This window comes from Micromonospora sp. A202, assembly GCF_006715105.1.
GTDB lineage: Bacteria > Actinomycetota > Actinomycetes > Mycobacteriales > Micromonosporaceae > Micromonospora > Micromonospora zamorensis.
The window spans coordinates 3357873-3370007 of sequence record NZ_VFMP01000001.1 but is presented as its reverse complement, the minus strand read 5'-3'; the positions used below and the strand labels follow the sequence as shown (position 1 = coordinate 3370007).

Sequence of the window (12135 nt, the reverse complement as noted above, 5' to 3'; positions counted from 1 at the left end):
AGAGCGACATGGCTTTCGTGCTCACCACGTCGAGCAACGTGCACTGCCCCAACCAGGGCGCGGTCACCCCGGCCGGGCAGGGCAAGCTGACTGTCAGCCACGCGCCGGTGGTCCGGCTGGACGGCATCAGTGGCAAGTCGGTGGCAGGGTGCACCATCACCACCAGCAACTCCACCAAGCTGTGCAGCACGGTGACCTCGGCGACCGGAGCCGCCGGGAAGCTCAAGGTCGGCAACGTCGCAGTGGCCCTGGACTCGCTCAGCGGCGCCACCGACGGCAGCACCCCCGGCCTGTCCGCCAGCGCCGGGCAGAGCAAGCTGAAGGCGGTCTGAGATGGACCGGACCGAGCGGGAACGGCAGGCCGCCCAGCGCCGCTACCTCGGCTGGGGCCTCGCCTTCGAACCCACCATGCCCGGCGTGGACCTGGCCCGCGACATCGTCTTCGACGACGGCCCGAACGGCCGGGTGCTGGCCCTCGTCGCCGGCACCGACAACGTGGCCCAGAGCCTCGCGGTGGCCCTGACCACCCTGCGCGGCTCGAACGTCTTCGACGCCACCTTCGGCTTCGACGGTCTCAACGCCCTCGCCGAGCAGATTGAGCCGAACCTGATCCGCGAGCAGGTGCGCATCGGCATCATCACGCTGCTCGACCGCGACCCCCGCGTCCGCAAGATCGTCGACGTGAACCTCGACGACGGTCGACTCGGCGCGAACGGCACCGACGACGCGGCGAAGGCCGCGCTGCGCGCGTCCCGCACCCTCCAGGTGCAGGTCCAGTTCGAAACCATCACCGACGACCGGCTCTCGGTGCATCTCGGGGAGCTGCCCAGTGTCTGATCACACCCTCCCGGCCGAGCTGGCCGACGTCCTGGCCGTTGACGCCGCCGCACTGCGGGCCACCGGCTCGACCGGCTTCGGCATCGTCGAGAGCGGCTTCGTGCCGAAGTCCTTCGCCCGGTTGCTCGCCGAGAAGCTGGCCACCGCCCGGCTGCTCTTCGGCGACGACATCGACCTGACCAGCGGAGCGGTGCTCCGAAAGGTCCTGGAACTGGCCGCGCTGGAGGACGCCCGACTGTGGGCGGCGCTCGGTGCCGTCTACGACAACTCGTACGTGGTGTCGGCGAGCGCCGACGCGTTGACCCGCCTCGGCGAGGAACTCGGCATACCCCGCCCGTACCTGCCGGCGAAGGGCACGGTGAAGCTGAAGCTGAAGGCCGCCCTGCCCACCGGGCGCACCCAGCTCACACTGCCCCGGGGAGCGCGGCTGTCCACACCCGGCGGGCACCACGTGGCGCTGGACGAGACGGTGGTGCTCTCCGCCGCCGTGGGCGAACGGGTGCCGGCCGTCGCCGCGTTCTATCCCGGCCCGGCGCACAACCTCGACCCCGCGCAACCCAGCCAGAAGATCGACCGCTGGAACCGGGCCGACACCCTGCTGGCCGACCTGGACGACGCCGAGCAGGCCGCCGGCAAGGAACTGGTGGAGATCACCCACACCGTCGCGCTGACCGGGGGCGAACAGCAGGTCCCCGACGCGCGCTACCGGCAGCTGCTGCTGGCCGCGCCCCGCTCCATCTGGACGGCCGAGGCGATCGGTCTGGCCGTGGCGACAGTGCCCGGCGTACGTCAGGTGCAGGTCTTCGACGGTCGGGGCGGGCTGGACCTCAACCAGTCCATCTTCGGCAACTTCAACTTCATCGAGCGGGTCTTCAGCACCGAACGCGACCTCGGCAACCCGTACTACGTCACGGTGCTGGTCGCGCCCACCGCCGCGGCCATCTGGGACGGCCCGGACGGGCTGCACGCCGCAGTCGAGTCGGTCATCGAGGACCTGCGCCCGGTGGGCATCTTCGCCTCGGTGGACCGTGCCGACGAGGTGGGAATCGGTGTCGAGGCCGATCTGGTGATCCGGGGCCTGCCCCTGCCCACCGGCTCGAAGGAGACGGTGAACGCGTCCACAGCGGCCACCGAGCTGCGGGCCCGCCTGCACGCCCGGATGCGCCGCTACGTCGACGAGCTGCCCTTCGGCGAGCCGGTCCGCGCCGCCGAGGTGATCTGGACGCTGATGAACGAGCCGGGCGTCGCGGACGTCCGCGCACTGCGGCTGGTCCGCTTCCCGGCCGACTCGGCGGTGGTGGTGACCGGCAGCGCGCCCACCGGCGACGGGGTGCAGCGCCTGCCGGTCGGCGACAACGCGGTGCTCGCCGCGAACCAGGTGCCCGTCTACGTCGACCGGGACGACCCCCGGCCGTTCCGGATCGTCTGAGCGGGGGACCGATGACCGACATCCGGGTACCCGTGGACGGCGCTGACCCGTCCGTCGAACGTAACCTCGTCGACCAGCTGGAAGGCCCGTACCCGGGCACCGTCCGGCGGGTGGTGGTGCCACTCGCCGGCACCGGCGCCGCCGTCGTGGACTGGACCAGCCGCCACCCGCTGCTCACCGTCGTGCTGCGCCGCGACCTGGCCGAGGAGACCGTGCGGGTGACCGTCACTGTGGACCCGGGCGGCGCGGGCCAGCGGGTACTGCCGCCGGTGGTCTTCGCGCCCTGGTCGGCCGCCGGGGCGTCGGTGCCGGCGTACGCCCCGGACACTGCCGACGAGCCGTTGGTCGCGTCGTTCCCCGTCGCCGTGACGGCCGAGCGGGCCGTCGACGGCGCCGCCGCCACGGCGGTCACCGGTGCCGCGCTCACCGGGCTGGTCGAGCTGGCCGTGCTGGAGGGCAACCTGGGCCGGCTGCTCTACCTGATGTCGTACGAGAAGCACCGGCTGCGCCGCGCGGCCCGGGAGGTGCACGCGTACCGGACCCTCGCGCACGCCCGGCGCGACGCGCTGGACCGGATCGGCGCGGACGTCGGGGTGGCCCGCTTCGTCGACGAGCTGGTGCACGAGCCGGCCTCCGGTGAGGTGTACGCCCGCAGGCTGGCCCCACCGGCCCGCGAGCCGGACGCCGCGTATGCCCACCGGCTCGGTCTCTACCGGCGGTTCCTGCTGCCCACCCCTGGTGCGGTGCGCCGGCTGCTCAACGGGTCCGGCACGGACACCGACCCGAACACCGGGCTCTTCGCCGACCTGCCCGGCGGCGCGCGGTTCACAGTGCGCGAGGACGACGACCGGTTCGCGGTGGCGATCCGGCTGGTGGCCGCCGGCGATCCGCAGCACCGCACGAACTTCCTCGCGCAACTGCGCCGCGACCGGCTGGTGCTGCCCGCGAACACCCCGCCGAACAACACAGTGCACGCCGGCCGGGCGTTGCCGGCCGGTCGGCTGGCCGAGGTCACCGCGCTGCGGGCCAGCCTGCGCCAGTCGTACGCCTTCGACAGCGCGCACGGCGTCGCACCGCCGCTGGCAGCCGCCCTGGACCGGGCCGGTCGGGTCTGCCGGGCGCTCGGCTCGTCCATCGTCTGGCAGGTGACCCGGGCCCAGGACGACGCCGGTGGCAGCCGCTACGAGCTGGGCCTCGGCGTCGACGTGAGCTGGCCGACCCCGGCGCAGGCCACCGACCTGCGCAACCGGGTGCTGGACACCGCCCGAGCGGTCACCGCCGACCGGACCGCCGAGGCGCTGATCGCCGCCGCCCGTGCGCAGGGCGTGCCCACTGTGGCAGCCGACGGGGAGCTGGCCTGGCTGTGGCGGGTGTGCGGGTTGCCGACGACGCACCGGGTCAGCACCACCAGGATGTATTTGTCGCACCTGCCCACGCGAGGGCTGGCGGTGACCGCGCCGCTGAGCGCCGCGGTCGGGGCCGACACGCCGGTCGAGGTGAAGTTCCACGCGCCGGGCGACCCGGGCGGCAACGCGCTGCTCCTCGCCGGTCTGGTCGCCGCCGCGTCGGCCTGGACCGGCGCGGGGGAGCCGGCGTGGACGCCGCTGACCGACGCGGCGGCCCGGACCCGGTGGGCGGCGGTGCCGACCCGGCCGGCCGGGCAGCCGGTGGACCAGGTGCTGGCCGCCGCCGGCCTTCCCGCGGTACGGGACCCGGCCCCGGTGGTCGCCGCGCTGAACCGCCTCCCCGACGAGCTGGTGGAGACCATCGAGCTGCCGGCCGCGTTGGCCAGCGCGCTGATCGCCGGCCAGCCGGCTGCCGGCGACCGGCTGGCCCGCCTGGTCGGGCTGCTGCGTGAGCAGCACCTCGCTGCCGCGCTGCCGCTGGTCGAGACGGGCAACCGGATCCTGCTGGTGTGCAGCGTGATCGGGCTGCCGCAGGCCGGGCTGAACCTGGCCGAACGCCGGGCCACCGGGTTCCGCTGGTACACCGTGGGGCTCGGCGGCGGCACCGCGGAGATCAAGGCGGTCGGCGCGCGGACCGCGCTGCGGCCCACCCACGCCGGGTTGGTCGCCGTGGTGGCGCTCTCCTACGTGCGGACCGGCCGGACCGACCCGTACGAGTTCCGGGTGGAGCTGCCCGACGGGGTGACGTTGACCCTGGCGCAGTACGAGCGCCTGATGAACGCGCTGACCCGGGTATGCCCGCTCGGCGTGGAGATCAACACGTTCGGCATTCGCCGCGACCACGTCGACCTCGACGCCGACGGCACCGCCGAGCCGCTGCGCCCGACGGTGGCCCGGACCTTCCGCACCTTCCAGCAGCGCCGGCACCGCGGCGTGTACGACCAGCTCTGAGAGGGACACCACAATGGCGAGCGAGATCAATTACGACGGGGTGACCGTCACCGAGCTGTACGAGGCGTTCACCAAGCACGGCATTCCGGCCTCGGACGCCAGTGTGCTGGTCTCATCCTGGATCTACGAGAACGTGGGCACCGCGAAGCGGGTGTTCAGCTACGCCGAGTCGTTCCCCGCAGTGGAGCCGGGCTGCGCGCCGCCGCCGTTCGCGCGCACCTTCGCCCACAGCGACTGGGTCGACGGCGAGGACGTGGTGCAGGCCGGGCAGACCCCGGGGGAGCAGGGCTTCAACGAGCGGTTCCACCGCATCGAACACGACCTGGACCACCTCGGCACCGACCTGGCCAAGGCGTTCTCCTGCATGGCGGCGATGCGGGTCAGCCTGCGGCGGCTGCTCGACGAGATCCGCGCGGAGATCAACCGGCTGCACTCGACGGTGCACGAGAACAAGGTCAGCCCGGGCCCGTACGCGATCGAGCAGATCCCCAACTACATCGGCGCGCTGGACTTCGGCAAGTACATGGGCACCACGATGTTCATGGACAAGAAGGTCAGCATCTGGCAGACCAAGGCCGGCACCATCGTGCTGCCCGCCGTGGAGACCCTCGGCGTCGACGTGGTCGTCGGGCCGAAGGTCCGGGGCGCGGCCTACCTGCAGCGGTACGCCGCCGAGAACGGTGACGTCCGGCAGCGCTTCCCGCGCGAGGTGAAGCTGTCGGAGTTCATCCGCGCGTTCGGCGAGGAGGAGGTGGCCGACGGTCGGCTGATCCGCGACGTGCTCAAGGTGCTGCCGGCGGACACCAGCTACCCGAGCGTGGACGCGATGCTCGGCGAGGTGAGCGAGCGGGAGGCGGTGATCGTCCGGACCACCGTTGGCGCCCAGTCGGCGGTCGCCGCGGCGCTCGGCATCGAGGGTGAGTTGGAGAACGTCGGCGACGCCGACATCGCCATGCTCAGCGGGGTGCCGACCAAGGCCCGGGCGGCGCTGGCCCGCGCCGGGATCAGCACGCTCGGCAAGTTGGCCGAGGCCCCGACCGAGCAGGTGCTCGCCATCATGAAGGAGGCACAGGTGCGCGCGAACGTCGGCGACGCCGCGGAGTGGACCGGGTACGCCCGGACGCTGAGCAAGCTGCGCTGAACGGTCGGTGCCGGATCCGGCGAACGGTTGATCCACGCCGCTCGCCGGGTCGGTGTGACGACACTGCGCTGGCGCGGCGATCGTCCACACCCGACCGTGAAGTCCCACGGGGCGATCGGGTGCGAGAGGCGCAGGAATGGCTGTTCACGAGGTTACGCACGACCTTCGCACCGCGGCACCCGAGATCGAGGCGGGGCGGCCTCCCCGGTACGCGTTGCGGCTGCTCGGTGGGTTCGGGTTGGAACGCGACGGGCGGGTGGTGACGGTGCCGCAGGGTGCCCGCCGGCTGCTGGCCTACCTCGGCGTACGCCAGCGGTGTGCCCGCTCGGAGGCCGCCGGCACGCTCTGGCCCGGATCGCACGAGGACCGGGCCCGGGCCAACCTGCGCACGATGCTCTGGCGGCTGCACCGGGTGACTCCCGACCCCCTGGTGGACGAGGACGACCGGCTGGCCCTGGCCGCCGGGGTGACCAGCGACGTGGCCACCCTGGTCGCGGCGGCCACCGCCCTGCTGGCCGGCGGGTCACCTGTCGACGTCGGCCCCGGTGTGCCGGCGCTGGCGACCGGTGAGCTGCTGCCCGGCTGGTACGACGACTGGGTGCTGACCGAGCGGGAACGGTTGCGCCAGACCCAGCTGTACGCGTTGGAGGCGCTCGCCGAGCGGCTCACCTCGCAGGGCCGGTACAGCGAGGCGGTGCAGGTGGCGTTGACCGCTGTGCAGTTGGAACCGCTGCGGGAGAGCGCCACCCGCACGCTGATCGCGGTGCACCTGGCGGAGCGCAACATCAACGAGGCGGTACGGCGGTTCGAGCTGTTCCGCGCCGACCTGGGCCGCGAGTTGGGGGTCGCACCGACCCCGTGGCTGGAGCGTCTTGTTCGCGCCGGCCTGCACCCAGCGTGACCGTCCCCTTTCCGTGACCGGCCGGCCGTAGGGGTCATCCCGGCGTCCCACCAGCCCACACTCCGCCCAGGCCGGCCTCCCGGCACCCCCGGACATCCGTCCTTTGCTCTGCACCCACGGATGCGACGCTCACGGTCTGTAAGTGGTGCGTCCACGGGTGCAGAGCAAAGGGGGCGGCTGGGGTGGGTGGGGTGGGAGGAGATCCAGCCGAGCGGGTGGTGTGCCTCGCGCGTCGCTGGTCAGGCCAGTCCGGCTGGTCTTACCAGTCCGGCTGGTCTGACCGGTCAGGTTGGTCAGTGTGTCGCGGGCGGGATGCTCTGCTCGTACTGGAAGACGTTGTGCGGGTCGTACTTTGCCTTGATCTTGCGCAGCCGCGGGAAGTTGCGGCCCCAGTAGGCCTCCTCCCACTCCGCCATGCCGATGTTCGGCACGTTGACGTAGGCGCCGTCCACGTAGGGCCGCAGCGCCTGGCTGAACTCGGCGATCCAGGCCTGGGCGATCGGAGTGACGGCGTCATCGCTGTCGGGCTCGCCGCGGGTGCCCCAGCCCGCGCCGGGCTCGGAGTAGAAGAGCGCGTCGCGGTGCGGGAAGGCCGCGCCGCCGAAGGGTTCCTGTCGTTGGGCTCCGGACCCGAAGGCCTGGGTGAAGAAGTTGCTGTCCGGCGACGGGGAGTTCTCCATGAACTCGCGGACGATACTGATCGCCTTCCTCGGGAACGGCTCCCTGGTGAACTGCGAGAAGAACTTCCACTTCGCCGGCTCTTCGTCGCTCGGGATCTGGAAGCCGGAGTAGGTCTCGCTCCAGCCGCCGATCTGCACTGTGACCTCGGGGTCGCCGATCGAGAGGATGGGTGCCAGCAGCTTCCTCGTCTCGGCCTGCGATCCCTCGGCGAGCACCGCGAACAGCAGGATCTCGTTCGGGTGCACCTCGACCTGGGTGCCGAGGCGGGGGTCGCTGAAGGGCGCGGTGCGCTGCCAGTTTTCGAAGACCTCGTGCAGGTTGTCGAGGCCCGGCCAGGTCGCCTGAAGGTAGGCGACGCTCTTCAGCGGGGCCACCTTGTAGGTCAGCGACGTGACGATCCCGAAGTTGCCGTTTCCGGCCCCGCGCAGGGCCCAGAGCAGGTCCGGGTAATTCCACGGGTCCACCTCGAGCACCTTCGCGCCGTTGGCGCCGGCCGCGACGACGATCTCCGCGCCGATCAGGTTGTCGCAGGCCATGCCGAGATAGCGGGTGAGGAACCCGAAGCCGCCACCGAGGGTCGCGCCGGACAGGCCGACGGTCCCCTCCGTTCCGGTCGTCGCTGCGAAGTCGTACTCGCCGAGTGCGGTGATCGCCTCCGACTGGTTGAGCCCCGCGCCGAGCTTCGCCACGCGAGCGGCGGCGTCGATGTGGACGTCCTTCAGCTCGCTGACGTCGATCACGATGCCGTTGTCGACGTTCGACCAGCCTTCGAGGCTGTGCCGACCGCTGCGCACCCGCAGCGCGACGTCGTGCTGCCGCGCCCAGGTGAGGGCGTTGACCACGTCCTGGGTCTCCTGGGCGAACACGATGACCAGGGGATAGCGCACGAACAGCTCGTCCCAGCCGAGGCTGGCCTCCGCATAGTTCGGGTTCTGGGGGCGGACGATGCGCCCGGTCAGTTCCGCCGGTGGGTACGTGGCGCCGGAGGACGACCCGGGACCGTCGGCCGCGATCGCCGAGCTGCCGGCGATCACGCTTGGAAGAGCGACCGCTCCGGCGCCGACGGCCGTCGCCTTGAGCAGATCACGACGAGAAAGGTCGCGCATGGTCCGAATCCTCTCGATCGGGGTCACACCAGAAATTAGGACCAAGAGGGCCGATGCCTCTCATCTGGCGCAAACTCACCGTAATGCGAGAGGTTCGCCGAAGATCCGAGAACTTGTCGCGGAACCCGGTCGGGTGATGCGGCGACCGTCAGCTCAGAGGCGGCGGTCAGCTCGGGAGCGGGCCGTCAGTTCGGGGCGGGCTGGTCGAGGATGGCGCTGAACCGCTCCTCGGCAAGGTCGAGCTGGCCGAAGATGTGCCGCTTCACCGCCGGCGACAACGGGGTGTCCGGCCGGCCGATCAGGTCCCGGAAGAGTGGCACCAGCGGCCGGTACTTCCGGGCCGACGAGACGACCTTCGGCCCAACCGTGTGGATCACCCCCACGCCGTTGTCGGTGAAGTCCGACACCTTGATCACCCGGGCCCAGGGCTCCCGGTCCAGGCTGACCGCCAGGTGCTCCCGGTACTGCGCGTTGCGGTCCCGCTCCGGGTCGTACCCGGGGTTGGTGACGGCGGCGACCAGGGTGGCCACCCGCGGCCCGAACCGCGCGGCGAGCGCGACCAGCGCCGCAGCGGTCGGGTCGGCCCCCGGCTCACCGCCGGCCAGCTCGGCCGGGTGGTCCTCCACCGCGTCGTGCAGCAGGCCGGCGACGATCACCTCCACGTCGCGCACCTGGTAGTGATGCATCAACCGGATCGCCACCCGCAGCAGGTGATTCAGGTACGGCTCGCGGACCCGTCGGTCGTCGCGGTGCAGCTCGGCGGCGAGGTCCAGCGCGGCGTTCAGCCGCTCCCGGGCGTCGTCGTCGAACTGCTGGACCTCCAACCGGAAGCGTTCCAGCAGGCCCGGTTCGCCGTGGATCTCGGTGATCGCGTGCATCGGCATACTGCCCAGGTGCGGCGGGAAGTCCATGCGTCACTTATAGCCGATCTTCACCACATCGATGGGCCCCTACGTCGCCGACCCGACCGCGAGTTGCGGGCGCGCCGAGCCGTCAGATCGGCAGCCGGTCGGCACCGGCGAGGGGGCCCACCAGGAGGGGGACCAGTGGTGCCGGCAGGACGGGGTCGCGGCGCAGGGTGGGCGTCCAGCCCGCGTCGGCGGCCAGATCCGGGTCATGGGTCGCGTTGTACGCCGCCAGCAGGTCGACCGGCCGGGCCGCGCCGCCGCTCTGGCGCACCCAGGAACCCCGCTCGGTCAGCGCGGTGCCGCCCCAGTCGTAGAGCAGGTCGGCCGGGTCGACCGGCGCGTCCAGTGTGAAGAAGTTGTTCTGCGCGTAGATCGCCGACTGGACGCCGACGCCGAGCGCGTACTGGAAGTCGTCCCCACCGAGCCGGTAGTGGTTGTTGTAGATGTCGACCTGGCCGAAGCGCACCCGGGGCAGCCGTTGCAGGACGCCGTCGAAGAGGTTGTGGTGCAGGGTGACCTTCAACCGGCCCACGTCCGGGCCGACTGTGTTGGACGAGCCGATCAGCAGCAGCTTGTCCCGTCCGGTGAAGCGGTTCCACGACGCGGTGACGAGGCTGGCGGTGTGCGTGACGTCCAGTGACCCGTCGTGCACCTGGTAGGGCCGTCCGAAGTGGACGGGCTGAGCGTTGTCCGGGTTGTCGCCGTCGGTGAAGGTGTTGTGGTCGACCCAGACGTTTTCGCTGCGGCGTACCGAGATCTGGTCGTACTGGCTGTTCCAGTTGCCGGCCTCGCCGTCGGTCGGTGACCAGGCGGGGAAGCAGTCCCGGGCGTCGACGAGGGTCAGGTTGCGGACGATGACGTTCGACGCCCGGTCGATCATGAGGGTGAGCCCGGTCAGGCGGGCACCGCGCAGCCCGACGATCGTCGTGTTCGGGCCGATGTTGATCTGTGTCTGTCGGGTCTGGTTGGTCACCGAGCGCATCCGGGCCTCCTCCAGTGGCCCGCTCGGGGGCACCCGTCCCCACACCGCCGGGTCGTACGCGGCCAGGTAGGCGTCCAACCGGTACGCCGGGTCGGCCAGGTCGGCGCAGCTCAGTTCGGTGCCGTTCGGCCCTTCGAAACCGTCGATGGCGCCGTCGACGTAGATGAGCTTCGGCGTGGCGTCGGTGGCGTTGCTGGCGTTGTCACCGCCCAGGGCGGCGACCAGCTCGGCCCGGCTGTGCACCACCCGGGTCCGGTCGGGAGCGGCCGTCGAACCGCCGGTGGTGCCGGTGCCCTCGGCCGCCCAGCCGTCCCGCTCGGGCAGGGTCTGCCGTCCGAGATGGCCGGCCAGCCAGGAGAGCCCGTCGGTGGCCGGGGTGTCGGGGCGCGCAGCGGCGGCGGCCGGGCTGGCACCGAGCAGGAGGGCGATCACCGTAACGCCGGTGAGGATTCTGCGCATCGACTCTTCCCATTCGCTGATGGTGGTGGTGGGGCAGTCGGATATTCGGGGATGTGTCCGATGTGACCGCCCCGCGTGCGGGCGATGTCTGCACTCCGGTTGCCGTGGGCCCCCTATCCGGTCAACTCGGCGCGGTACGCGGCCGCCGCCCACGGCACCGCCAGTTCGCTCGGAAGCGCCCCCCGCTCCGCCGCCCGACGCAGCACGTCGACGACGCCCCGCAGGTGGCGTACCCGTTCCCCGCCCTCACCGACGACGGTCACCAGGTCGCCGTCGAGCAGCCGGGGCTCGGGGGCGACCCGCAGCGCGTCCAGCAGCGCGGTGAACGGCGCGGTGCGGGCCAGCGGCGCGATCAGCGGCACCGCCGCCGGGTCGTCCCGGTGCGCCAGCAGGTTCTCCAGCAACCCCACCCGCCCCGGGACGCGGCGGGTCACCACGTCCCCGGGCAGCCGCAAGCGGTCCGTCGGGTACTCCAGCACCGCCTGACCCGCCGTGCCGGTCACCACCACCTCACCCGCCACGAACTCCTCGGCGGCCAGGGTCACCGCCACCAGCACCGGCGGACCGGCGCGGAACAGGACCCGCAGCACGGCGGTGTCCTCTACCTCGATCGGGCGGACCCGGTAGCGTTCCACCTCGATCGCCACCGGCCAGGGCGTCGCCCCACCGAGCGCCTCGGCGACCGCCAGGCACTGCATCACCGCGTGCGCGAGCGGATTGGCCAACGCGCCGTCCAGCACCGGCCGGCCGTCGAGGCTTCGCCGACCGGCCCACGAGGAGCGGGCGTAGTAGGCGTCCGGCCGTTGCCACGCGGCGACGGTGGAGATGCCGGTGACCGTGCCCAGCCGGCCTGCCGCCAGCGCGTCGGTCAGCGCGGTCAGGGCCGCCGAGCCGAGCGCCTGGAAGCCGACCTGAGCCACCCGGCCGGCGGCGGTCAGCGCCCAGGCCAGCTCCTCGTGCTCGGCCAGCGACAACACCGGCGGTTTCTCCAACAGCAGGTCCGCGCCGGTGGCCAGGGCGTCCCGGGCGATCGCCAGGTGGGTGTGCGGCGGCGTGCAGATCACCACCACCTCCGGCCGGGTGGCAGCGAGCATCGCCCGGTGGTCGGTGAACACCTCGACCCCGGGTGGCACCGGCGCCGCCGGATCGTCCTCCACCGGTCGGACGTCGACCAGGGCGACCAGCCGCAACCGGCCGGCGGCGTGCAGCGGGGCGATCACCCGCCGGTGCCACCGGCCGTGCCCGTTCGCCCCGATCACCGCCACTCGGGGCGGCGTCACAGCGCTCACCACCGACCGGCCGGTGTCGGCCCGTTCACCGGGCACCGGCCAGTG

Annotated in this window: 10 protein-coding genes; 6 read left to right on the top strand and 4 right to left on the bottom strand. The window is 72.2% G+C overall.

Annotation, left to right across the window (positions count from 1 at the left end):
- Positions 1 to 8 precede the first annotated feature (8 nt).
- The 6 genes from FBZ33_RS15745 (at position 9) to FBZ33_RS15720 (ending at position 6665) form a co-directional block, all read left to right on the top strand.
- On the top strand, positions 9 to 332 hold the full coding sequence (locus FBZ33_RS15745; RefSeq protein ID WP_141909631.1) for a hypothetical protein: 324 nt from the start codon (positions 9 to 11) through the stop codon (positions 330 to 332).
- 1 nt (position 333) lies between these two features.
- A complete protein-coding gene (locus FBZ33_RS15740) occupies positions 334 to 837 on the top strand; it encodes a hypothetical protein (RefSeq protein ID WP_088948436.1) in 504 nt (167 codons plus the stop codon).
- Positions 830 to 2266, top strand: a complete 1437-nt coding sequence (locus FBZ33_RS15735) for a baseplate J/gp47 family protein (protein WP_185755314.1) — start codon at positions 830 to 832, stop codon at positions 2264 to 2266. Before FBZ33_RS15740 ends, FBZ33_RS15735 begins: the two co-directional genes overlap by 8 nt.
- 11 nt (positions 2267 to 2277) lie before the next feature.
- Entirely contained in the window at positions 2278 to 4623 is a 2346-nt protein-coding gene (locus FBZ33_RS15730) for a hypothetical protein (RefSeq protein WP_141909629.1), read from the top strand.
- 13 nt (positions 4624 to 4636) lie between these two features.
- Positions 4637 to 5764: a hypothetical protein gene (locus FBZ33_RS15725; RefSeq protein ID WP_088948433.1), complete on the top strand. Its 1128-nt coding sequence runs from the start codon at positions 4637 to 4639 to the stop codon at positions 5762 to 5764.
- 136 nt (positions 5765 to 5900) lie between these two features.
- Positions 5901 to 6665, top strand: coding sequence for a BTAD domain-containing putative transcriptional regulator (locus FBZ33_RS15720; protein WP_141909628.1), 765 nt, complete (start codon positions 5901 to 5903; stop codon positions 6663 to 6665).
- 293 nt (positions 6666 to 6958) lie between these two features.
- Here the strand turns inward: FBZ33_RS15720 and FBZ33_RS15715 are convergent, their stop codons facing one another.
- From FBZ33_RS15715 to FBZ33_RS15700, 4 genes are all read right to left on the bottom strand, one after another.
- Positions 6959 to 8452: an FAD-binding oxidoreductase gene (locus tag FBZ33_RS15715; RefSeq protein ID WP_141909627.1), complete on the bottom strand. Its 1494-nt coding sequence runs from the start codon at positions 8450 to 8452 to the stop codon at positions 6959 to 6961.
- A gap of 185 nt (positions 8453 to 8637) precedes the next feature.
- Positions 8638 to 9363 (bottom strand): HD domain-containing protein, encoded by a 726-nt coding sequence (locus FBZ33_RS15710; RefSeq protein WP_088948431.1) that lies wholly within the window; start codon positions 9361 to 9363, stop codon positions 8638 to 8640.
- 82 nt (positions 9364 to 9445) lie between these two features.
- Positions 9446 to 10801, bottom strand: coding sequence for a polysaccharide lyase family 1 protein (locus tag FBZ33_RS15705; RefSeq protein WP_141909626.1), 1356 nt, complete (start codon positions 10799 to 10801; stop codon positions 9446 to 9448).
- Between the two features lie 113 nt (positions 10802 to 10914).
- Positions 10915 to 12081 (bottom strand): Gfo/Idh/MocA family protein, encoded by a 1167-nt coding sequence (locus FBZ33_RS15700; RefSeq protein WP_255508887.1) that lies wholly within the window; start codon positions 12079 to 12081, stop codon positions 10915 to 10917.
- Between the last annotated feature and the right edge of the window lie 54 nt (positions 12082 to 12135).